Origin of the sequence: Moraxella haemolytica (genome assembly GCF_030177935.1) — a bacterium.
GTDB lineage: Bacteria > Pseudomonadota > Gammaproteobacteria > Pseudomonadales > Moraxellaceae > Moraxella > Moraxella haemolytica.
On sequence record NZ_CP089974.1, the window covers coordinates 1895455 to 1919674 of the forward strand.

At 45.4% G+C, this 24220-nt stretch carries 21 protein-coding genes, 2 tRNA genes and 3 pseudogenes; 4 read left to right on the forward strand and 22 right to left on the reverse strand.

Annotated features, from left to right (window positions below; genetic code table 11):
* Positions 1–109: 109 nt before the first annotated feature.
* From LU276_RS09010 to tpiA, 14 genes and pseudogenes are all read right to left on the reverse strand, one after another.
* Entirely contained in the window at positions 110–1609 is a 1500-nt protein-coding gene (locus LU276_RS09010; protein ID WP_284673503.1) for a SulP family inorganic anion transporter, read from the reverse strand.
* Between the two features lie 148 nt (positions 1610–1757).
* Complete coding sequence (gene pnp / locus LU276_RS09015; protein WP_284673504.1) at positions 1758–3848, reverse strand: polyribonucleotide nucleotidyltransferase; 2091 nt, start codon at positions 3846–3848, stop codon at positions 1758–1760.
* A 198-nt stretch (positions 3849–4046) separates the two neighbouring features.
* Entirely contained in the window at positions 4047–4313 is a 267-nt protein-coding gene (rpsO, locus tag LU276_RS09020; RefSeq protein WP_284673505.1) for a 30S ribosomal protein S15, read from the reverse strand.
* A 251-nt stretch (positions 4314–4564) separates the two neighbouring features.
* Positions 4565–5104 carry an opacity family porin gene (locus LU276_RS09025; RefSeq protein WP_284673506.1) on the reverse strand — a complete coding sequence of 180 codons (540 nt, stop codon included), beginning with the start codon at positions 5102–5104 and terminating at the stop codon, positions 4565–4567.
* A gap of 253 nt (positions 5105–5357) precedes the next feature.
* A complete protein-coding gene (locus LU276_RS09030; RefSeq protein ID WP_284673507.1) occupies positions 5358–5990 on the reverse strand; it encodes an opacity family porin in 633 nt (210 codons plus the stop codon).
* Positions 5991–6231: 241 nt separating this feature from the next.
* A complete protein-coding gene (gene truB / locus LU276_RS09035) occupies positions 6232–7152 on the reverse strand; it encodes a tRNA pseudouridine(55) synthase TruB (RefSeq protein ID WP_284673508.1) in 921 nt (306 codons plus the stop codon).
* Positions 7152–7547: a ribosome-binding factor A gene (locus tag LU276_RS09040; RefSeq protein ID WP_284673509.1), complete on the reverse strand. Its 396-nt coding sequence runs from the start codon at positions 7545–7547 to the stop codon at positions 7152–7154. The genes truB and LU276_RS09040 overlap by 1 nt, the downstream gene beginning before the upstream one ends.
* A 119-nt stretch (positions 7548–7666) precedes the next feature.
* Positions 7667–10225 (reverse strand): annotated as a pseudogene (gene infB, locus LU276_RS09045) (translation initiation factor IF-2); the annotation flags it as partial.
* Between the two features lie 178 nt (positions 10226–10403).
* The gene (gene nusA / locus LU276_RS09050) at positions 10404–11885 is read right to left on the reverse strand and encodes a transcription termination factor NusA (RefSeq protein WP_284673510.1); all 1482 of its coding nucleotides are present in this window, start codon (positions 11883–11885) and stop codon (positions 10404–10406) included.
* A gap of 59 nt (positions 11886–11944) precedes the next feature.
* Positions 11945–12442, reverse strand: a complete 498-nt coding sequence (gene rimP, locus LU276_RS09055; protein ID WP_284673511.1) for a ribosome maturation factor RimP — start codon at positions 12440–12442, stop codon at positions 11945–11947.
* Positions 12443–12623: 181 nt separating this feature from the next.
* A tRNA-Met gene (locus LU276_RS09060) sits at positions 12624–12700 on the reverse strand.
* Positions 12701–12906: 206 nt separating this feature from the next.
* A tRNA-Leu gene (locus LU276_RS09065) sits at positions 12907–12991 on the reverse strand.
* 50 nt (positions 12992–13041) lie between these two features.
* Complete coding sequence (gene secG / locus LU276_RS09070; protein WP_284673512.1) at positions 13042–13368, reverse strand: preprotein translocase subunit SecG; 327 nt, start codon at positions 13366–13368, stop codon at positions 13042–13044.
* A gap of 62 nt (positions 13369–13430) precedes the next feature.
* Positions 13431–14168: a triose-phosphate isomerase gene (gene tpiA, locus LU276_RS09075; protein WP_284673513.1), complete on the reverse strand. Its 738-nt coding sequence runs from the start codon at positions 14166–14168 to the stop codon at positions 13431–13433.
* A 205-nt stretch (positions 14169–14373) separates the two neighbouring features.
* Here tpiA and pilB point away from each other — a divergent pair, with 205 nt between their 5' ends.
* Genes pilB through coaE form a run of 4 tightly spaced genes read left to right on the forward strand, consistent with a single transcriptional unit; the run spans position 14374 to position 18773 of the window.
* Positions 14374–16053 (forward strand): type IV-A pilus assembly ATPase PilB, encoded by a 1680-nt coding sequence (gene pilB, locus LU276_RS09080; protein WP_284673514.1) that lies wholly within the window; start codon positions 14374–14376, stop codon positions 16051–16053.
* Positions 16046–17281 (forward strand): type II secretion system F family protein, encoded by a 1236-nt coding sequence (locus LU276_RS09085; RefSeq protein ID WP_284673515.1) that lies wholly within the window; start codon positions 16046–16048, stop codon positions 17279–17281. The genes pilB and LU276_RS09085 overlap by 8 nt, the downstream gene beginning before the upstream one ends.
* Positions 17274–18068 (forward strand): prepilin peptidase, encoded by a 795-nt coding sequence (locus LU276_RS09090; protein WP_284673516.1) that lies wholly within the window; start codon positions 17274–17276, stop codon positions 18066–18068. The genes LU276_RS09085 and LU276_RS09090 overlap by 8 nt, the downstream gene beginning before the upstream one ends.
* A 51-nt stretch (positions 18069–18119) precedes the next feature.
* On the forward strand, positions 18120–18773 hold the full coding sequence (gene coaE / locus LU276_RS09095; RefSeq protein WP_284673517.1) for a dephospho-CoA kinase: 654 nt from the start codon (positions 18120–18122) through the stop codon (positions 18771–18773).
* Between the two features lie 64 nt (positions 18774–18837).
* Here coaE and LU276_RS09100 read toward each other — a convergent pair whose 3' ends face one another.
* From LU276_RS09100 to LU276_RS09135, 8 genes and pseudogenes are all read right to left on the reverse strand, one after another.
* Positions 18838–20013, reverse strand: coding sequence for a fimbrial protein (locus tag LU276_RS09100; RefSeq protein ID WP_284673518.1), 1176 nt, complete (start codon positions 20011–20013; stop codon positions 18838–18840).
* Between the two features lie 15 nt (positions 20014–20028).
* Positions 20029–20151: a hypothetical protein gene (locus LU276_RS09105; RefSeq protein WP_284673519.1), complete on the reverse strand. Its 123-nt coding sequence runs from the start codon at positions 20149–20151 to the stop codon at positions 20029–20031.
* Positions 20152–20293: 142 nt separating this feature from the next.
* Entirely contained in the window at positions 20294–20782 is a 489-nt protein-coding gene (locus LU276_RS09110; RefSeq protein WP_284673520.1) for a FimD/PapC C-terminal domain-containing protein, read from the reverse strand.
* Complete coding sequence (locus tag LU276_RS09115) at positions 20767–21804, reverse strand: fimbria/pilus outer membrane usher protein (protein ID WP_284673521.1); 1038 nt, start codon at positions 21802–21804, stop codon at positions 20767–20769. The genes LU276_RS09110 and LU276_RS09115 overlap by 16 nt, the downstream gene beginning before the upstream one ends.
* A gap of 65 nt (positions 21805–21869) precedes the next feature.
* Positions 21870–22171, reverse strand: a pseudogene (locus LU276_RS09120) (fimbria/pilus outer membrane usher protein); the annotation flags it as partial.
* Positions 22131–22822, reverse strand: a pseudogene (locus tag LU276_RS10075) (FimD/PapC N-terminal domain-containing protein). The pseudogenes LU276_RS10075 and LU276_RS09120, both read right to left, overlap by 41 nt.
* A gap of 265 nt (positions 22823–23087) precedes the next feature.
* Positions 23088–23528 carry a fimbrial biogenesis chaperone gene (locus LU276_RS09130; RefSeq protein ID WP_284674633.1) on the reverse strand — a complete coding sequence of 147 codons (441 nt, stop codon included), beginning with the start codon at positions 23526–23528 and terminating at the stop codon, positions 23088–23090.
* Between the two features lie 7 nt (positions 23529–23535).
* Positions 23536–24099 carry a fimbrial protein gene (locus tag LU276_RS09135; protein WP_284673523.1) on the reverse strand — a complete coding sequence of 188 codons (564 nt, stop codon included), beginning with the start codon at positions 24097–24099 and terminating at the stop codon, positions 23536–23538.
* Positions 24100–24220 lie beyond the last annotated feature (121 nt).

Genomic DNA, 24220 nt, shown 5'->3' on the forward strand with positions numbered 1-24220 from the left:
TATAGTGAAACAACACCACACCATAGGGCATGATGATTGTTTAATCGGTTTCTTACGCATTCAATAAGCCCTACCATCACCCCATGCCATGATATATTAAAAGGCTTTGCTAGTGCGTGGTCAAAATATCCACATCAACTTCCTTATCGTGCGTACCAAATTTATCCACTAAGGTTTTACTGGCTTCATTTAAGCCAATGACATCCACCGCCACCCCAAGTTTGCGGTATTTTAGCACCACCTTATCAAGAGATGATACAGCGGTAACATCCCAAAAATGAGCATGGGTTAAATCAATACTCACCGACTTGACCGCCTGATAATCAAAACTTGCCACAAACTCATCAGCACACGCAAAAAACACCTGACCGATGACTGCATACGCCATACTGTCATCATCGCCTGTGGGCAAAGGGCGTACCGATAGATAACGCCCAATTTTATTGGCAAAAAACAACGCTGATAACAGCACACCTGCAAACACGCCTAAAGCAAGGTTGTGGGTATAGACCACGATTGCAACCGTGATTATCATCACGATGTTAAAACCAACGGGGTGCGTTCTTAGCTCCTTGACTGATTGCCAGTTGAATGTGCCAACAGACACCATAATCATCACTGCCACAAGTGCTGGCATGGCAATAATTTTTAATAAATCACTCAAAAACACCACCATGATGAGCAAAAATACCCCAGCAAGCAAAGTGGATAAACGAGTGCGACCACCTGATTTGACATTGATGACAGACTGACCTATCATCGCACAACCTGCCATACCACCAAACAGCCCAGCCACAATATTGGCAACGCCCTGCCCCTTACATTCTTGGTTTTTGTCGCTATCGGTTTGAGTCATCTCATCAACGATGGTGGCAGTCATCAAAGATTCTAGCAATCCTACCGCCATAAGACTAAATGAATACGGCAACACAATCATCAGAGTTTGTAAATTAAAAGGCACATCAGGCAGCAAGAACACAGGCAAGGTATCAGGTAGCTTGCCCATATCACCCACCGTCCGCACATCCATGCCCATGACATATGCCACCGCCGTCAAAACGACAATGGTAACCAAAGGAGATGGCAACAACGAGCCGATGATGGGCAGGCGTGGAAACAGATAAATAATAGCAAGACCTGCCACCACGAGAGCGTAGGTTGTCATGCCATGACCGATAAGCTCAGGCATCTGTGCCATAAAAATCAAAATCGCCAACGCATTGACAAAGCCTACCACCACCGCACGAGCCACAAACCGCATAAGCAGCCCAAGTTTTAAGAAGCCTGCGATGATTTGCAAAACTCCTGTCAAAATCGTCGCAACAAGTAAATACTGTAGCCCATGCTCTTTAACCAAAGTTGCCATGACTAACGCCATCGCCCCCGTTGCTGCCGACATCATGGCAGGACGACCACCAAAAAAGCTAATCACCACCGCAATACAAAACGATGCGTACAGCCCCACCTGCGGATCCACCCCTGCAATGATAGAAAAAGCAATCGCCTCTGGAATGAGTGCCAGTGCCACCACAAGCCCTGACAACACATCGCCACGCACATTACCAAACCATGCGTCTTTTGAAAAATGCTTGGCAAAATTGATGAGCATACCACCCCCTCTTGATGATGTAAAAAATTTGGCAGTATAAAGAAATCTGCCCAAAAAGTCCAACAAAACAAAACCACCCCATTCGGAGTGGTTTTATGCTTATCATGATACTAGCCATAATGCTAGCATGATGCTGCATGAAAGCAGATTATTGCTCAATGCCTTTCATGGTCAATTTGATGCGTCCACGATTGTCAATGTCTTGAACCTGTACCTTGACCGTTTGACCTTCGGTTAGGTAGTCGGTAACATTTTCTACACGCTCATCAGAGATTTGGCTAATATGTACCAAGCCATCTGTACCTGGCAAAATGGTAACAAACGCCCCAAACTCCACGATGCGAGCCACTGTTCCTGTATAGACCACACCCACTTCCACTTCGGCAGTAATCGCCTCAATCTTGGCAATGGCAGCACGAGTAGAGGCTTTAGATTCACCAAAGATACGAATGGTGCCATTGTCATCAATATCAACTGTCGCACCTGTCTCTTCGGTCAAGGCACGAATGGTTGCACCACCTTTGCCAATGACATCACGGATTTTTTCAGGGTTGATTTCAATGGTGGCGTAGTTTGGTGCATGGGCATTGATTTCAGTGCGAGAAGTTGCAATGACCTCATTCATGGCATTTAGGATATGGATACGACCTGCGTGTGCTTGGCGTAGGGCTTGCTCCATAATCTCTGGAGTGATGCCCTCAATTTTGATGTCCATCTGCAAGGCAGTGATACCATTGACAGAACCTGCCACTTTAAAGTCCATATCGCCCAAGTGATCTTCATCGCCCAAGATATCAGAGAGTACAGCAAATCGATCGCCTTCTTTAACCAGACCCATAGCAATACCTGCTACTGGGGCTTTTAGCGGAACGCCAGCGTCCATAAGCGACAATGAAGCACCACAAACACTCGCCATCGATGACGAACCGTTAGACTCAGTGATGTCTGATACCACACGAATGGTATAAGGGAAGCGATCCGCCTTTGGTAACACTGCTTGTACACCACGACGAGCCAAGCGACCATGACCGATTTCACGGCGTTTTGGACCGCCCTCACGACCTGTCTCGCCCACCGAATAATGCGGAAAATTATAATGAAGCATAAAATGGTCTTGTTTAGTACCTGACAAGGTATCAACCAAGCTCACATCACGAGTTGTGCCAAGCGTGGTAGTAACAAGTGCTTGGGTTTCGCCACGAGTAAAGAGTGCTGAACCATGCGTATAAGGCAATACACCCACCTGAATGTCCAAAGCACGCACGGTGTCTAAATCTCGCCCATCAATACGGGGTTTACCTGATAGGATATTATCACGCACGGTGCGGTATTTTAGGGTTTCAAACAGCTCTTTAATTTCTTTTACCTTGTCAGCATGGTCTTCGGCAGTTTCGTCCCCTGCCAGTAGCAATGCTTCTTTGGCAAGTTCGTCTAGGCGAGCATAACGGTCTTGTTTAACAGTGATGGTATAAGCCTCGCTCACTTTAGCGGTGAACTGCTCTTTTAGGGTGTTGTTTAGCTCTTCGTTGATGGCAGGAGCAACAAACTCAGCTTTGGCATTGCCAACGGCTTGAGCAAAAGCATTAATGTTATCAATAACGATTTGCTGCTGAGCGTGTCCGTATAGCACCGCCCCAAGCATTTGGTCTTCAGACAGCTCATCAGCTTCTGATTCAACCATTAACACGGCTGATTTTGTTCCTGCAACAACCAAGTCAAGCGAGCTGTCTTTCATTTGGGCAAGATTTGGGTTTAAAATGTATTCATTGCCAATAAAGCCCACACGAGCCGCCCCAATCGGACCGTTGAACGGTGCAGGGCTAATCGCCAGTGCTGCTGACGCACCAATCATCGCTGCAATATCAGCATCTTGGGTTTTGCCTGATGAGATGACGGTAGCGGTAACTTGAATCTCGTTATAGTAGCCCTCTGGGAACAACGGACGGATAGGACGGTCAATCAAACGACTGGTCAGAGTTTCAAATTCTGATGCACGACCTTCTCGCTTGCCATAGCCTCCTGGAATCTTACCAGAAGCGTACATTTTTTCTTGGTAGTTTACAGTCAATGGGAAAAATTCTTGACCTGCAACAGCTTCTAGGCGTACAACCACTGCCACCAGTACAGAAACATCACCCATATGTACAAGCACACTGTTCGCTTGACGAGCGACACGACCTGTTTCTAGGACAACTTGTTGATTGCCATATTGAAATTCTTGACGAATAATGTTAAACATAAGGTTTCCTTATAACTTTAATTGCAAACCATAAAAGGCTAATGCTTGATTTTTAGATCAATGGCTTTAAAATTCAGGCATTAGCATTCTAAGGCACTGCAATTAGGATTTTAAAAAATTAAAAAACGGCGTTCATAAAAACACCGTTTTTCATTTAGGGTTTGCTGGCAAAAACCAACAGTAAAACCCAAACACCCATTAACGGCGTAGTCCAAGTTCACTGATAAGAGTAGTGTAACGGTCTAGGTCTTTGCCTTTTAGGTAGTCTAGTAGCTTACGACGCTGGTTTACCATACGAATCAGACCACGACGGCTGTGATGGTCAGCTTTGTGAGCTTTAAAGTGACCTTGTAGGTCATTGATACGAGCAGTCAAAAGAGCTACTTGCACCTCTGGGCTACCTGTGTCGTTCTCGCCTCGTTTGAATTTAGCGATGATTTCTTCACGTTGTTGATTGGTTAGCATGACTAATCCTTAAAAATACGCAATGCAAAAAAGTACAGGCAAACATCGCATTGCTAAGGTTTGCCTAAGCCTATCGGCACATGGGTTGATTATAACACAAAAATTTTAAAAAGTCATTTTAAAATCACAAAATCAAAAATCCCTCTGCGTGGAGAACAAAGGGATTTTAACAATTCCATTAAAAAATTAGAAATTGTAGCGTAGTCCAACTTTAGCACCGTATTGGTTGACTGCTGTACCATCAAATTTGCCTAAATAGTTGTCGCCACATCTAGTGTAAGCTGTGAATTTAGAGCATACTGTGCACCAACAGTGATACCTGCACCAAGTTTGGTCATTTTCTTTGATTCATTATAATTTTCATTCTTCAAAGAGCCATCTGTTGACATGATAGTCTTAAACCCTTCTTCTTGATAGTTGAGTTGATTGATGCCAATACGCACACCTGTATATGGTGTGAAACCTTTGTTGGTTTGATAGTCATAAAAAGCAGATGCACCCACTGACTGAACTTTCAAGATTACCGTCCATTCGTCATGGTCAGGCCTACCACGCTCTCCTATCGAGCCTTTTGCTTTAATTTTACCAAAATTGGTATAATCTAACGCATAGCGTGTCGCACCAAAATCTTTACCAACTGCAATACCAAATCCCGTCTCACCATACGTCCCATTATCTTGAATTTTTAGTTTTGATGCACCAACATTACCCTGAACATACACACTGCCGGTATCAGCCATCGCTAGAGTTGAAATGCTTACCACTAGGGTAGCTAAAAGTAACTTTTTCATCATTGTTCCTTAAAAATCACCTTAGTCAAGCCTAAGGTCTGTGAAGAAATACACTTTTTTACAAAAGCTTAGCTATTATACCCCCTGCAATATTTTGCAAGTGAAAATTAAAGAAATATTACAAAAAATTATCTTTGCGTTATAAAAATCGCTCTCTATGTATACTTGTTATAAAGCTCAAAAAAATAAAAGCCCCTCGCCAAAAAACAAGGGACTTTTTTAAAACTTAGAAAAAACAAGGGGTTTTTAAAACTTAGAAAGCATAACGCAAGCTGGCTTTAGCACCATATTCCTTGATTTTAAAGTTATCTACTTTACCCAAATGGTTATATTCTACACCACCATCAATCGTCCATTGTGGACTAACAGCATATGACACACCCGCCACAGCACCCACGCCTATTTGAGTTTTCTTGGCACTGATAGATGGGTAATGTGGCTTATCGGCGGTCACTCTATAATTTCTATCAAAACTTAGTTTGTTAGCAGCCAAGCGAACGCCAGCATATGGCGTAAAGCCTGAATAAGACTGCAAGTCATAGATAGCAGACACCCCCAATGAATGTGCTTTTAGGGTAGTTTTGCGGTAGTCATTTGGATCATTAGCAAAGCCTGTTTCGGTGTGCTGAATTTTACCAAAATTGGTATAATCCACCGCATAGCGTACCGCACCCAAATCTTTACCAACAGACACAGAAAGTGTCATATCTTTATCTTTGATTTTGCTTTGGATATCTTTATCTTTGATTTTGCTTTGGATATCTTTACTGTTTAGGCTAGATACGCCCACTGAGCTTTGTACATAGGTATTAGCACCATTAGTAACATTGGCAACTGCTGTTGCAGACAGACTGGTCATCACAAGCATTGAGAGTAATTTTTTCATAAATCATACCTTAAATATTGCAAAAAAGTTTGTACCCAAATCATATTTTTAGATAATATCGCCAATCACCGACATCATAAAAACAGGTAGTGATGGGCATGCAATCAAAAACTTGGGTATTTTATGCTAACAGCTGACAAATTGCAACCAAAATTGTATGATTACATGGACAACCGATACACTTAATGGTCAAACACACTGTTTTGGCAAACATATTTATCAAAACAAACTTGACTTTTAATTATGCCACCAATCGCAAAGGCTGTAATCGCCCATTTGTCTCTAGTCGCCCAAGCCCCACAAAACAATCATCATGATACAGGCGAACTTGACAACTCTCATGGGCGACATCAAGCCTACTCATACGGTCTTTAATGTTAAGTCTTTGCCCCATTTTGATGCGTGCAGTTTCGTCAGTGGTCAACTGGATAATGGGTAAATGACCAAGCAAAACATCAATCGGTAGCAGTTTGTCAAAACGCTCATCAAAAGACAAACCTAATAGCTCATCAAGACTGATCGCACTTGCGACCTCAAATCCACCTGTGCTTGTGCGGTGCAGGGCAATCAGATGCCCCACCGTCCCTAGTCTCTTAGCAATCGTCTCGCCCAATACTCGCACATAAGTACCCTTAGAGCAGATGACCTCAAGGGCAATCTCATCATCACTTAGCCAAGTTAACTTTAGATGATGAATGACAATGGGGCGAGCCTCTCGCTCCACCTCAATGCCATCTCGAGCATATTCATAGAGTTTTTTGCCGTCTTTTTTTAGGGCAGAATACATGGGCGGAGTTTGCAACTGCTTACCTGTAAGCAAGTGGGCAATGTCGTTTAATTGCTCTTGAGTAAAGGGCGGTATGGGGGCAGTTTTGATGGTTTGACCCTCTTCATCGCCTGTGTCGGTCTGACTGCCTAGCTTGATGATGGCGGTATAGCCCTTGTCAGCATCTAGCCCAAAGGCACTAAATTTGGTCGCCTCACCCAGACAAATCGGCAAAAGCCCTGTTGCCATTGGGTCAAGAATACCTGTATGCCCTGCTTTTTTGCTGTCAAATTCTGCCGACATGAACAGGCGTTTGGCTTGAGCAAGGGCGGTATGCGAGCTGATGCCACAGGGTTTGTTAAGCAGTAATACACCTGAGACGATTTGTTTAGCCATCACTCGTCCGTCTCACTCACACTCTCGCCTGTTTTTTTCATGGCTTCGCTAACAAGGGCTGCCATGTAGTTACCATGTGCAGTTACTTCATCATAATGAAATCTTAGGCGTGGCGTGGTGCGAGTTTTCATCGTGTGAGAGAGTTCGGTACGCAAAAATCCTGCGGCGTTTTTTAAGACTTTTAAGCTCTCACGATGTGCATCAATATTCATGCCACCGTCTTGGGTCGGTTCTAGAATCGTTACATAGACATCAGCATAACCCAAATCAGGGCTAACTTTGACACTAGAGATGGTTACAAACCCTGTCAAACGGGGGTCGTTAATCTCATCACGGATAAGTACAGACAGTGTACGCTGAATTTGATCAGCTAGGCGTTGTAGGCGTTGATTCATAATGTTTTCCTTATTTGGAATGACTGATTGCAATGATTGTAATATGTTGTGGCTAGTATAATATATTTTTTATAAAGAACAAAACCCTACATCAGTAGGGTTTTGTTGATCGTTAGCGATTATAATTCACGCTTTACTTCGTGAATCTCAAAGACTTCAATCTTATCGCCAGCAGCGACTTCATAGCCCTTGACCGCAAGACCGCATTCCATACCAGATTTGACTTCATTCACATCGTCTTTATAGCGACGCAGTGATTGTAGCTGACCTGTGAAAATAACCTTATCATCACGCAGAACACGGATAGGCTTGTTACGATAGATGGCACCTTCTTGAACCATACAGCCTGCCGCCGCACCGAACTTGCTTGAGCGGAATACTTCACGCACCTCAGCAATACCCAAGATTTTTTCACGGTGTTCAGGAGCAAGCATACCACTCATCGCCGCCTTGACATCGTCAATCAAGCCATAAATCACGCTATAATAACGAATATCTAGCCCTGCTTCATCTGCCTTGCGTTTGCCTGCTGTATCGGCACGCACATTAAAGCCAAGCAATACCGCTTCACTAGACTCCGCCAAAATCACATCGGATTCACTAATCGCCCCCACACCTGAGCTGATGACACGCACTTTCACCTCATCGGTCGATAGCTCATCTAATGCACCCAATAGAGCCTCTAGCGAGCCACGCACATCGGTTTTTAAGATGATGTTCAGCGTTGAGATTTCACTACCCATGTTCTCAAATAGCGTGTCTAGACGCATCTTGTTTTGACGATCTAAGATGCGTTCTCGTTCACGAGCAGCACGGAAATCTGCCACTTCACGGGCTTTTTTCTCATCAGAGACCACCAAAAACTCACTGCCTGCCATCGGTGCATCAGGCAAACCCAAAATCTCTACAGGAATTGATGGACCTGCCGTCTTGATACGCTGACCGTTTTCGTCATTCATGGCACGAACTTTGCCGTAGAACTCACCGGCCAACACCAAATCGCCTTGGTTCAGCGTGCCTTTTTTGACAAGTAAACTTGCCACCGCACCACGACCTTTGTCAATGCGTGATTCAATGACCACGCCTTGTGCCGCACCATCAATCGGTGCTTCAAGCTCCATGACTTCTGCTTGGATACTGATGGTCTCAAGTAGCTCATCAATACCCATGCCTGTCTTGGCAGAGACTTGAATCATAGGCACATCACCGCCCCATGCCTCAGGCACTACTTCTTTAACCGCAAGCTCGTTGATGACACGGTCTGGATCGGCAGTGTCTTTGTCCATCTTGTTGATGGCGACAATCAGCGGTGTGCCTGCTGCACGAGCATGGTCAATCGCCTCTTCGGTCTGTGGCATCATGCCATCATCAGCTGCCACCACCAAAACCACGATATCAGTTGCCTGTGCACCACGAGAACGCATGGCAGTAAAGGCGGCGTGACCTGGTGTGTCTAGGAAAGTAATCACCCCTCGGTCAGTTGTTACATGATATGCACCAATATGCTGTGTGATGCCACCTGCCTCGCCACTGGCGACTTTCGCCTCACGAATCTTATCAAGTAGCGATGTCTTACCATGGTCAACATGACCCATGATGGTAACTACAGGTGGGCGAGCTTGTACATTGCCCGATTTTTCATCTACAGACTCTTGTAGGTCGTCTTCTAGCTTGGTGTCTGAGACCAATACCAAATTATGACCAAATTCTTCAACCACAAGACCTGCAGTATCTTGGTCAATGGTGTCAGATTCACGCACCATCTCACCCATTTTCATGAGTGATTTGATGACCTCACGCACCTTGACCGCCATTTTTTGGGCAAGGTCAGAAACAACGATGGACTGCCCCACCTCAACATTATAAATAATTTTTTCAACAGGCATTTCAAACTTATGCTTGTTAGACTGCGAAGATTTTAGACCACGCTGTTTAGGACGAATCTCAAGCTCTTCTTTGCCTTTTTTCTTACCGCCTTTGCCACGAGCGTTATTGGTGCTTGCACCACGCTTAATCTCACGACGCTCTTTTTCAAACGACTCTTCTAGTGCAGCACCTACCAAGCCTTTGGCAAGCGGTTCATCTTTACGCACGATGGTGCTAGTGGCATCGTCTTTTTCTGAATAACGACTTGCCATCTGCTTCATCTGCTCAAGCGTGCGTTTTTGAGCCTCTTCGGCTGCCTTACGGCGATTTTCTGCTTCTAGTTGGCGTAGTTTTTCTTCTTCTGCCTCACGAGCCAAGCGAGCTTTTTTCACCTCTGGTGTCTCAACCTTGCTAGGCTTGGTAGTCTTTTTGTTTTTATCTGATTTGTTTTCAGCTTTATTGGTGTTGTCGTCTTTTTTGGTTTTTTTGACCACAACGGTAGCACTTGATACTTCTGCTGGCGTACCGCTTTGGGTATTAGCACGCATGGCAGCCAAAGTTGCTGCTTGACGCTCTGCTGCTTCTTTTTTGCTGCGTTCGGCGGCTTGTTTTTCTTCGGCGGCTTTTAGGCGTGCTTCTTCAGCCACTTTTGCTTGGGCAGCGACTTCTTCAGCGATTTTGTTAGCGTTAGGTTTTTCAAAGACGATTTTTTTGGTTTTGACGACATTGACCGCCTTAGCTTTACCTGATGTTCCAGTTACTTTGGCAGTAGAAGTGGTTTTTGATTTAATACTGATGCGTTTATTTTCTTTATCTTGGGTATTATCTACCATGTTTTTCACCTAATTCTTGGCAAAGGCAATACCAAATTTGTAGCATTGCCAATTTATCTGATGGCTTGCCAAATCACGCAAATTAGGTGTTTTGGCAAGCGACTAATTCAATGCAAAGGCACCCATTATAAGGCACTCGCACAGGCGGCACGCATGGTTACTCAAACCACGATTGGCGTGCACTCATGATAAGATCGCCTGCAAGTTTACTATCTAGACCTTCAATGTCCTCAATGTCAAATACCGCCTGCTCTGCCAAATCGTCTAGCGTAATAACATCACGCTCAGCCAATTTATAGGCAATCTCAGTGGTCATGCCTTCTAAAGCAAGCAACTCAGCACTTGTTTCTTTGATGTTCTTTTGTTTTTCAAGCTCATCAGCGATGACGATTTCTTTGGCACGCTCTTGAATGGTGGCAATCACTTCATCGTCCAAACCGTCAATATCATAGAAAGTCTCAACAGGTACATAAGCGACTTCTTCAATGCTAGAAAACCCAATCTCCGCCAGTGCCTCTGCCAAGTCTCTATCCACCTCTAAACGCTCGTAGAATAGGCTGATGGTCGCCTCCGATTCTGACGCTTGACGCTCTAGGTATTCAGACTCTAGCATCATGTTAAGTTTATAGCCTGTCAGTTCTGATGCTAGGCGAACATTTTGTCCTTGTGAGCCGATGGCACGAGCCAACTGGTCATTGGTAGCAAAGATAATATCGGCAGTTTTGGCGTCTTCATCTAGTACAAGGCTTGACACATCGGCAGGCTCTAAGGCACTGATGATGTACTGGGCAGGGTCATCGCTCCACACCACGACATCAACACGCTCACCGTCTAGCTCTTGCTGTACCGCTTGGATACGAGTGCCACGCATACCAATACACGCACCCACAGGGTCAATGCGATGGTCATTGGTTTTTACAGAAATCTTGGCACGCATACCTGGCAGACGAGCCACATCACGAATCTCAATGATGCCCTCGCTAATCTCTGGCACTTCTTTGGTCATCAAGGCAATCAGCATATCTTTGTTTGTACGAGACAATAAAAGCTGTGAGCCACGACCATCACGGTTCACTTGATACAATAAAGCGGTTACTCGTGATTTTGGACGCAACATCTCTCTTGGCAAAGACTGTTCTTTGGCAAGATAGCCCTCAGCATTCTCGCCTAAGTCAATCACATAGCCATCACGGCTTTGTTTTTTGACCTCGCCTGTGATTAGCTCGCCAATGCGTGCTTCAAAAGCATCGGCAACCAATGCACGCTCTGCTTCACGAATCTTTTGTATGATGACTTGCTTGGCTTGAGTAGCAGCGATACGACCAAACTCAATGGATTCAATTTGCTCTTCTTTGATATCGCCGATTTTCCACTCATTTTCATCCAAATCACTGATGGCAAGCTGACAAGCTGGCATCTCGTGATCTTCATCTGCCACAACCGTCCAATAACGGTAAGTGTCATAATCGCCCGTCTTACGGTCAATTGATACACGAATGGCAACTTCTGGCTGTTCGGTATAAACTTTTTTCTTGGTAGAGACAACCAACGCCTGCTCAATCGCCTCAAAAATATCTTCAGGATTTAGCCCTTTTTCGTTACTTACCGTCTCAACAACGGTCAAAATCTCACGGCTCATATAACACCCTTTGGGTTAATTTTCGGTTAATCTTATTGATAAATAAAGCACTAAAAGCATCAGCCTTCATAGATCAAATGTGCTTTATCTACATTATTAAATTCAATCTCAAATTCTAGCTTATCTTCAGTAACAACCGTCATACTGCTCTCGCCTGCCGTCATCAAGCGACCTACGACCTTACGGCGTTTGGTATCGCCTTGTCCGATGGCGTGAATCAGACGCAAATTGACAATTTCACCGATGAATAAGGCAACTTGTTCAGGTGTGAATAGCGGACGGTCAAAGCCAGGACTTGACACCTCCAAAATATATTCGCCTGCAATCGGATCATGCACATCAAGCACACCTGACACTTGATGATTGACCGCCGAACAATCCTCAATGGTGATATGCTCGCCATTGGCACGCTGTTTGGCATCGACCTCAATATAGATACGGAGCAAAGATTTGCGACCTTGTGGCATGAACTCAATACCCCACAGGTCAACACCGCACGCACGCACAGCAGGTGCGATCAGCTCGGTCAATTCAGCGATTTTACTCGATGGTTTCATATTGCTTGGTATGTCCTTTAATAAAAATGACCTGTTTGTATTGTATCATCTGTAAATGACAAATACAAAAAAACCCACAAAACTCTTGTTGGTGGGCTTTAGATTTATTAGCCTAATCTTATCTGCTTGATAAGATACCCCATGTGTTACCAGTAGGTAAAAACAATAAGGATTTAAAAAGTGGTAGCGGGGGCTGGATTTGAACCAACGACCTTCGGGTTATGAGCCCGACGAGCTACCAGACTGCTCCACCCCGCATCAATTTAGAACACTATTCTATCATGATTTTTTAGGTTGTCAAGCGTTTTGTTAAAATTATTTGTATTCTAATGGCATGATAGATGGTTCATACTCTAATCGTGCCTCAGAACCGCACAGCACCATATTGGCAAGTTTTGCTTGAACTGCTTAAAAGACCAAACCATTAAAAAACCGAATGACGAACATCACTCGGCTAAAATATTTGGTGCGATCGGAGGGACTTGAACCCTCACGCCGTAAAGCACTACCCCCTCAAGATAGCGTGTCTACCAATTCCACCACGATCGCAAAGTAGCACTTATTATAACGATAAATCTTAAAATATCAAGTGATTTTTATTAGTGCGTGTCTGTCGGTGTTTCGTTGGTGCTTGGCGTACTCATTGCTGGCATCGTGTGAGCCATAGGTATGTCAATACGGCGCTGGTCTTCTGCTTGACGCTGAGCGTACCAAGCCAAAACCAAACTGGTAACAAAAAACACCGTCGCTAGCACAGCAGTAGCACGAGTCATAAAATTGGCTGAGCCTGCTGCACCAAATACCGTGCCTGCTGCACCTGCACCAAATGACGCACCTGCATCAGCACCTTTGCCATGTTGCAACAAAATCAAGCCAACCATGGCGATGGCAACCACAATATGAAAAACCAATAATACTGTAAACATAATCTAAAATCACTGCTTGATGATATTTTTCAATCTTAACTTTAAAACCAGCCCAAATGATATCAGCTGAATGCTTGAGCGATGAGAGAGAAACTCTCTGCCTTTAATGACGCACCACCCACCAACGCACCATCAATCACTTCACAGGTGGCAAGCTCTTTGGCGTTGTTATCATTGACGCTGCCACCATATAGCACACCCACATCATCAATGCCTTGGCTTGCCAAGTTCGCCTTAATGTGGCGGTGCGTAATCGCAACTTCATCAACTGTCGGCGTAAGCCCAGTGCCAATCGCCCACACAGGTTCATAAGCGATGAGTAGCTGTTGTTTAGGCACATCTAAGCCATGAAGCACAGACAACTGTTCGTCTAGCACCGCCAAGGTTTCGCCTTGATCGTACTGCGTCTTCGTCTCGCCAATACACAGCACCACAACCAAACCAACATCAATGGCGTGCCTAATCTTATCTGCTAGCACCACATTCGTCTCGCCATGATAGCTACGGCGTTCTGAATGACCGATGAGAGTGAAGTTTGCACCCATATCAACCACTTGGGTGGCGGATACATCGCCTGTGAATGCACCCGTCTTGCCAAATGCACAGACATCTTGAGCACCCACCCAAACAGATAAGTCTTTTAAAATCTCTTTAACCGCCCCAAAATGCAAAAAAGTAGGACAACAACCAATATGGCAACTTGCCTGCTTTGATGCCAAACTGATGGCGTGAGCGAGTGCGGTGGCATCAGCGAGCGTTGCTGGGTTTAATTTCCAGTTACCAATGACATACTTAATCATGATAAGTCCTTTGATTGACCCCTACTTAAAAATAAATGCGGTTTATAAACAGGTCATTATAACGCATTTTTTTGATAATACGCAGATTTTTTGTTGTTTTTTATCACAAACCGACAAAAAACATACTCACGATACAGCAAATATAGTATCATGTAGGGCATGATAGCAATCACTTTCGCCGATCACTTTGACCCATAATTTGTCCATGAACGCATCATCTTTGACAGACTTATCACGGCTTTTATTAGACAAGCAACTACTCAGCTTAGCTCAGCTTAGCCAAGCCGAACAAGAATCCGCCAAGCAATCAATGAGCTTGGTGCGTTTTTTGGTTAGGCACGATTATCTACCTTCCAAGACCATTGCTCAGGCATTATCCGACGCCTTAGGCGAGACGATTGTAGATATTGATGAGATAGACCTATCCACCCTACCCAACGACCTTGTTGATGCCGAGCTACTCAATCGTCATGAAGTTCTAATCTTAGCACACAAAGATGGGCAGGTATTCATCGCTACTAGCAATCCACTTAGAACACAGATGATCAGTGAGATGGCTTTTGCCACCAATGCCCACATCGTGCCTGTGTTGGTTGATGAGACTAAGCTGTCTTTTGTCATGCAAAGCCTACGGCTTGGGGCGTTTCATGGCTTTGGCACGCACGATGATGAACATGATATCGATACCGCCCCCACCGATAATATTGATGCCCTACTAGAGACACCAACGGTAAAATTCGTCCAAAAAATCCTACAAGACGCCATCGCACTTGGGGCATCCGACATACATTTTGAGCCGTTTGAGCACCATTATCAAGTCAGATTTCGCATTGATGGCGTCATGCAGGTTGTCGCCACACCGCCTAAGACTTCTAGCCGTCAGATCAGCACTCGCCTAAAAGTGATGGCTCAGCTTGACATCGCCGAATGCCGAAAACCCCAGGATGGCCGTATTAAGTTTTGGGCTAATGAACATGGTGGCAAGTCCATAGATTTTCGTATCAGCACCACACCGACCTTATTTGGCGAAAAGATTGTTCTACGGCTACTGGACTGCACCCAAGCAATCATTGGCATGGACGCATTGGGCATGAATGATGAACAAAAACACCTGTATCTGACCGCCCTAAAAAAATCACAAGGCATGATACTCATCACAGGTCCGACAGGCTCAGGCAAAACCATCTCACTATATACAGGGCTAGGTATCTTAAATCAGCCCACCATCAACATTCAGACAGTAGAAGACCCTGTGGAGATTCAGCTTGACGGCATCAATCAAGTCAATATCCACCCAAAGATTGGGCTAGATTTTGCTGAGGTGTTGCGTGCCTTTTTACGCCAAGACCCAGATGTTATCATGGTGGGCGAGATTCGAGACATACAGACAGCAGAAATCGCCATCAAAGCCGCCCAAACAGGGCATTTGGTGTTGTCCACTTTGCACACCAACTCCGCCCTTGATGCGGTGATTCGCCTAAAAAACATGGGCGTTGCCACCTTTAATATCGCAAGCTCCATCAGTCTCATCATCGCCCAACGATTGGCTCGCAGACTCTGCCAACACTGCAAAAAACCTGTACAAATCCCCCACCAAAGCCTAACACAGCTTGGCTTTAGTGATACAGACATTGCACAGGCGACTTTCTTTGAGGCGGTGGGGTGTCATGCCTGCCGAGAGGGGTATCGTGGACGCATTGGTATCTATGAAGTACTGCCCATTACCCCCAAACTTGCCACACTCATCATGGCAGATACACCACGCCAAGAGCTTCAGGCATACGCCAACCGACAAGGCCATCAATCCATCAGGCAATCCGCCAAACAACAAGCCATGCTAGGCATCATCAGTTTACAAGAGATGGAAAGACTCACGCATGACTAAGCCCATTAAGCCCACCAAATACACCAAACCCACCAACAAAACCTACACCTACAAAGGCATAGGACTGCGTGGCGACAAGCTAAGTGGCGAGATAGATGCCCCTACCTTGCACATGGCACGCCTACAACTACACAAAAAGAACATTGCCCCCACCAGTATTCGCCAAAAACACCGCTCGCTGACATGGACAAAACCCATCAGCTCCACCGACATGACTCTATTTTTTCGGCAGATGTCCACCATGCTACTTTCAGGCATTGCCCTAACCAAAGCATTAGACACCGCCCAACAAAACAGCAACAACCCCACACTAAAGACCGCCATCAGCACCATCAAAACCGATATTGAATCAGGCTTGAGTCTCGCCCACGCCCTAAAAAAACACACGGCGTTTGGTGGGCTGACTATCGCCTTGGTTGATGCAGGTGAACGCTCAGGCTGTCTTGATGTCATGCTCACACGCATCGCCCAATACCAAGAGCGACTAGAGACACTCAAAAACAAGCTCAAAAAAGCCATGTATTACCCCATCTTTGTCATGGTGGTGGCAGTCATCGTAACTGTCATTTTACTCATTAAAGTTGTGCCGATTTTTGCTCAGATGTTTGGCAATCTAAACCAAGAGCTACCCCTACCCACTCGCATCATCATGACGATATCCGATGTACTGGTGGCTCATTTTTGGTCGCTAATTACCATCATTTGTATCATTATGCTTGGGATAATTTGGTTAAAAAAAACCGACCGAATCTCTTGGCCATTATACCGCTTAAGCCTACAACTGCCCATCATCAAGACCATCACCATAAAAAGTGCCTTAGCTCGTTTTACCAGAACGCTCGCCACAACCTGCCAAGCAGGCATTCCACTCACCAACGCCATAGAACTATCTGCACAAGCAACCCATCATCACGCTTTCATCAAAGAGCTACAAGTCATCACAGATCAGGTGCAAGCTGGCAAAAAATTAGCCGATGCTCTAACCAAAAGCACGCTGTTTTTGCCGATGACGGTGCAGATGATTCAGGTGGGAGAAGAAGCAGGCAGACTGCCCCAAATACTAGATACCATCGCAGATTATTATGACGACCAAGTCAATCAACACATAGACGGTCTGACAAGTTTGGTTGAACCTGCTGTGATGGCACTCTTAGGCGTGATTGTCGGCTTGGTCGTCATGGCAATCTATCTGCCCATCTTTCAAATGGGGGTAAACCCCCATGGATAACATCAAAGCCCTATTATCCACCCTGCTCGCCCATCAGCCAACGCTTGCCATCTTGGTGGGTGTCATCGGTCTTGTGATGGGTAGATTTATCAATATCATCGCTCATCGTACACCGATGACCATGATGAATCAGTGGTGGCATGAAGTGATGGCATTCATTCAGCATGACGATCGCATTGATGACACCACCAAAGCACGCCTAGACAGCCTACATTTGCACAGCCATCGTGCAGATAGCCCCACCCACTCCAACCATCTCATCACCGCAATCACCGCCCTGCTATCCATGATGATCGCCCATCACTTTGGGGCGAATACTCAGATGCTACTGGCACTTGTTTTTGTGTGGTATTTGGTGGCATTGTCTTGTATTGATTGGCAAGTTAGGCTATTGCCTGACCGCCTGCTTGCACCACTGGGCATGATTGGACTGCTAGCCAATACCGCAGCGTTATTCACCACACCTGTGCTGTCAATATGGGGCTTGGTGGTGGGATTTGTGGTGTTTTGGGGTGTCAATGTGCTGTGCCGATGGTTCATTCATCAAGACGGCTTGGGGCTAGGCGATGCCAAACTGCTTGGAGTGCTTGGGGCGTGGCTTGGTGTGTCTGCCATACCCATCATTGTGCTAATCGCTTCATTGCTTGGCGTGATGGTCGGTGTCATGGGTAGAGTCTTTGGCGGTCGTCATGACTCAACACTGGCTTTTGGCCCTTATCTGGCGATTGGCGGTCTGATTGCCATGCTTTTTGGCGAGCAATTTTGGGCATGGTATTTGATGGTCTAAACCAATCAATAGCCAATCAACATAAGCAATCAATCAAAACAAGAAATCATCATGACACTCACCATCGGACTTACAGGCGGTATCGGCAGTGGTAAAAGTGCCGTCAGCGACTGGTTTGCACAACAACACATTGATGTCATTGATGCCGATGTCATCGCCCACACCATCAGTGCCAAAGGCAGTCCTGTTTTAGATGAACTGGTGGCGGTATTTGGCGAGTGGGTGATTGATGCCGATGGCAACTATCATCGCCCTGCCATGCGAGAGCATCTGCTGACACACCCAGACGACATCAACAAACTAAACACCATCACCCACCCACACATTCAGCACGCCATTCGCACCGCTTTGGCAAATAGCAACTCTGCCTATCGCATCTTATCTGTACCGCTGTTGGTTGAAGGCATGGGTCGCACGCCCAACCTTGCTCAGCTGTGTCAGCGTATCTTGGTGGTAGATGTACCACTGGATATACAAAGACAGCGTGCCATCAAGCGTGATGTCCACAAGCTATCGCACACCGACCAACTGGCGTATGTCAATGCCATCATCGCCAAACAAGCCACACGAGCACAACGGCTAGCAGTAGCCGATGACATCGTGGACAACAGCCAATCACTAGCTGAGCTATACCCACAGCTGCAAAGACTACATCAGCTGTATCTACAGCACGCATCACAGATTAGCCACACCCCTTGTCCCTAAAACCAAAACACACCAACAAAAAAGGGAGCTATCATCTCCCTTTTTAGAACACCACCGATACGGCTTAATAATACGAGAAAGTAAACATCATCTCACCATTGACCTTACCTGGTACAATATCTTGAGTGTTAGTTCTAAAATATTTGGCGGTAAATGTTAAAGGATAGCTTCTTGCTCCATTTTGAGTATCTGCCTTATTGCCAAGCTTTTGCATATATCCTGTTTGTTTAGAGATTGCCTGCCCCAATGTACCTTGAGTTCCCGCATTGTACACGACAGGACCAAATTTAACCGGTGTCTTACTGTCATTTAGATATACCTGAATACCAACATTTTGGGCAGTAGAACCCGCCGCAGGTGTTAGAACAGTGCCTGTATTATTCACATTGTTGTTATCGGTCAAAACAACCCAAGGTTCGACATCGACCCCTCGATCACAATTTAAATTCACGGTTGTCGTGCCGCCATATACTTCATTTCGTCCCCTTGCAAAGTGTCCAACACCAATCTTATCCAGCTTCACCGTCTGATCTTTTAACCCTGAATAGTCGCAAGTACGAGGCAAAAAGGTAAACTCCATTCGTCTAATATTGATGGGGTAATCAATTTTTCCTGAAATCTTCCCCATCTCTGTATGCAATTTAAACATCCCTGCCACTTGTTCATTCACCACAATAGTTTGACCAACAGCATCGGGTTTTAGCAGTATGATCTCAGATTGTATTCGAAAAGGGTGATTAGTACTCCGTCTGCGAATTTCATTCCAATAATTACCCTTACGCCTATTGCCGGCTGTCTTATAACCATCATTCACCATCGTATTCGGCTGCCCTGCAGCCCCCACCCCCATCCATAGACGAAGTCCAACTGTTTTCGTGGGTTCTAGTTCGTAAATAGTCTGCCCACCTATCGTGGTTATAATCGGTAGAGTAACCGTAACATCCGCACCTAAAGTCCAAGGTGCTGTTCCCCCACGATATTGCGTATCATTCCTCGGCGTACCAGAAATCCATAAATTAATTTGAGAGGTTTGCCTACCTAGTGAATGGTTAAGCGTCAATGTATCTCTAGGGTAGCTAACCGTACCCTGTGCTGAAATCACTATACGCTGACCTCGAGTATTTCGGTCAAAAATGCACAACTCACTCGGTAAGCCATTACCTTCCTCAATCACAACAATATCATTACCGACACCGGCAGGACGAGACTGGATTCTAGCTCGACATGCCCACACAGTCATCCCTTGATTGTGTTCTCAAATTCCTTCGGTCGGTGCAGCTGCCTGAGCAAACGCCGTTTCCAAATTTAATCCACAAAAAAGAGCGACCGAAAGTTGTAACAAGTGGCGTGAAAATAAAGAAGATTGACCAAATTTCATCGTTATTCCTATCTGTTTGGCAAAATGCCGAAAATATCAAACTTGTGCTTTTTATTGTTTTAACCGGACTGATTAGCCGGTCTATCAGCAGGGGCGATTCGCCCCACACAAGCGGTATGATGATACGATTTTTACCAAAGGGTTATTGTGCTTGACACTGCACCGCATAGGTATTGACGGCTTGGCTGTTTGTGCGGTTAAGGTTTGGAATGTGGTAATCAAACACACAGCGGTCGGCTTTACCACCACCCCACACGATTTTTATCTTGCCGGCAGTTTTTTGTAGATCGCCTGCGAACAGTCGTCCGCCTTGTACCACATAGCCTATCATCTTGCCTTGCTCATCAAAGGCTTCTGCCGCCATCGGTGGAATACCACCATTTGCCAGAGTAACATCAAACAACACCATAGCGTTCTGCTTGGCTTTAAAATCTAACAAAATGACACTATCCGCCTTTGGAATGACCTCTTGTTTGGTAGAAGATAGCTCCACATTGAACGGTAGATTGTCCGGATCGATGGTAACGCTGTTTTCTTCATAAGGGGATAGGTAGTTTACAATCGCATTACCGAAGCGGTCAATCTTTATGCCACCTGCACCAACCGTTGCCCCCCTCAGCCCCTTTGGCATGAATGATTGCAAAGCTGTCGCCCACATTTTTCGCTAGCGTAATGCCTTTGGGGTGGACGACAATGCCACCATTTGCCGAGACAGAACTGACGGTTGCGGTTGCTGTCTTGGGCAGCAGTGGACGATAGGCTGACATAGCGGTGATCATAGCCCAAGTTGGCAGAGATGGCAATGCCACTGTCTGAGCCAGAGTAGCCTACGCCATAGTTCCAGTTGCGTGCTTGTCCGAGCGAGCCAGACATAGAGACGCTTCTTTGGCTATTATCGCCATTGGTGCTGTAACTGCTTGATAAGGTCGGAGCACTAGAATCGCCCATCGGTATAGAAACGGACGCATACACTCGCTTATCGGTCTTGTTTTCTTCACTGTCATAAGTGTGGCTATAGCCTAAATTATAGCTTAGCTTCTTATAACGGTTGGAGTAGCTAAATTGGAATTGGTTGATGTGTTTTGGACTGTTCCAAAATGTGCGTCTCACCCCAGACAAAAACAGCGTGCCTTTGTTTTCGCCCAACCGCTGACTGACAACCAGTTGTGTTTGGTTTTTTAGTCTGGCATTGAGCGTACGCAGATTTTCTAGGTACAGTGGCTGATCGTTGTGCCAGATGGTATCTTGTAGCGTGTGAAAATCACAGCTAGAATAACGATATGCCACCAGTGTTACGCTCGTATCGGTTCTGGGTACGCTAACGCTATACTCAGCGTGGATACTGTAGCCTTTTTGTGAGTTGGGCTCGTAGGGCAAATCAGCGATTGAATAGGTCATGTCGGTAGAGAATGCCCCAATCGGCGTATTAAATGCCATACCACCTAAGACCGAGCGGTAGTTACGAGTCAGCTGTGCTGCACCGTTTAAGGTTAGGTTATTACTAAAGCCGTATTGCAACGAACCTTGTACTAGCTTGGCTTTTGAAAGATAGTCGCCATAGCGATAACGCCCTGCCGACACTTGATAACGCCACCGCCCCTGACGCATGAGCTGGGCAACGCTGGCATAAGGCACATTAAAGGTGCGAACCACAATCTGTTGGCTTCTGTAATCTCCACCGTCAAGTCGCCAACATAGCCAGTTGGATACAGGTCATCAATCACAAATGGACCTGCCGGCACGGTGGTCTGATACAAAATCTGCTTGGCTTGATAGATGGTAACTTTTGCGTTACTGTTAGCAACATACGGTCATCACTGGCGATACTCACCCCACGCAAAGCGACGCCCTCGACCAACTGTCCACCTGCATTAAAATCGCCCACCGTCAGCTCGCCACCAATGGCGACAATGCCACGCCGTGCGTAGGTCTCGTTGCTGATATATTTACCTGTGCTTCGCTCGCCAAAACGGTTACGGCTAAACTCTTTTGAACCACTGTGGCGAATGCCCCCAACCAAGCAGATTGATACCGCCTTGAATGCCTAGATAAGACTGGTCGGTAATTGACCCTGATTTGGCAAAAGAACGGCAATGATTGACATTGTAGTTCACATATGCCGCAGGTACGCCATCTTGCCACAGTGCAGGCGAAATCCAACCTCTAGGACGACGCACAACCAACGCCTGTGGAATGGTCAAATCAAAGCGGAAATTACCCAAGTTAAACTTGGCTGTCCCTTTGACCGCTCGGTAGAACGGCACACAGTCAGTATCGGCAGAGATAGCACCGAACGCCTCATCTTTTAGGTCTAGTATCGTCTTAAGTTGGGGCGTTAGCATAGTACACTGCGGTTGTCCTGCTCTATATAGCGGATTTTGCCAGTGCCTTTATGCTCGCCATTGACATAAATGTCTGAGTCATACTCACCGCTTGGCACGGCGTCAGCATAGCCAAAACGCCTAACATCAATGCGGTTTTCTTGTTTTTCACTGCGTAAAAAACTGCTACTGAATTCAACAAAGTCATCACCCACATCAGACGACCACGACTCTGCCGTGTCTGATGATGTGTTTGATGATACATCTGCCTCACCGATTAGTTGCCCACCATCAATCTGCCCAACAGGCTCAGCATTGGCAGATTGCAAAGCCAATCCCGATAAGACCATCAAGGTGGTTTTTGACAGAGCAAACAAAGGCGTTTTTTCACAAGGGTGTTTCCTTTAATATCACCCACCAATGGGGTGCTTAAGCATATTTTATAACAATAACAACAAGTTTAACAATGATTTATCGTGATTAAACAGTGATTTGACAAACAATTAAACGCTCACCCAAACGATTCAAACCCTGACCAAGCAGGGTGCGATGAATGCCGCTTTTGTGGTGGGAGAAATCCTGCCACATTGGGCGATGACAACAACCGATGGCAGGTTATTGTAGTGGCGTTTCGCCATCTTGATAGCCGCCATAATCATTGATGATTTGCCATTTGATGTTTTTTGCACCTTGTGCGTTTTTGATTGAAAAATCTAGCGTATCAAATGGCTTTACCATACCAATTTGTTCAACACTGGCAGGCTCTGCTTGTCCTATCGCCTCAACATTACTAAAAGTGATGTGATAAGGGGTTGGGTTGGTGGCGGTGAGCGTCTCGCCGTTTAGTGTCCATTTTACCTGCTGTGGGGCGTCTGCGATGTCCATCGCCAGTGCCGGTCGGAAAAAGAACTTGATACGGCTACGGATAGACATTTGCAGATAGCTTTGTCCTTTGGTCTCCGCTTCGGTTGGTTTGGGTGGAATGTCTAATACATTAAGATAAAACACCGATTCACGGTCCTGTGGCAGTGGCTCGCCAGTATAGACCACACGCAGTGTCTGACTAAACGATAGAGTATTCTACTTCAGACTTTACTTTACCCACTGTTGCTTGACCAATTGCATAGTATTCAACAGAATATTGCATAGCACCATTTGCTAGACCGTTTAAAGGTTGATATTGCTGACCTCTATAGGCTGCATTACCAATCTGGATTGGCGTACCATTTACTTCATTCAAACGCAAGTTTACATTAGATGCGTAGGTAGGCTGACCCTCTTCAAGATTTTTTAATGTATAAGTTACGGTATCAACATTTGGAGAAGTACGGAATTCAACACGCACTAATTGGTTGAGACTATCTGTTTTACAACCCTCTAATTCAATAGAAAAGTTTTTACCACCAGCCACTTTACCGGCTACATCTAACTTGGTTGCTTGCACTTTGTCCAAAGTAACAGTTTGTTCGTTTGTACCAGTTTTAATGATACAAGCTTGGTCAATAACCTCGCCTTCAAATTTAACCTTACCATCATATTTGCCAGCATATCCAGCAACTTGTGCAGAAGCGGTGGTTGAAGCTAAAGCTGAAAATACTACTGCTGTAGCAAGAAAAATTTTTTTCATTTAAGAAAACCTATAAAAGATTAAAAAAATTAAGTTTGGCGTTGTTACCATGAATACTGGCAAAAAAATGACGCATCCATAACACGCCGATAATTATTATACCCCCCCTGCAAAAGCAAAC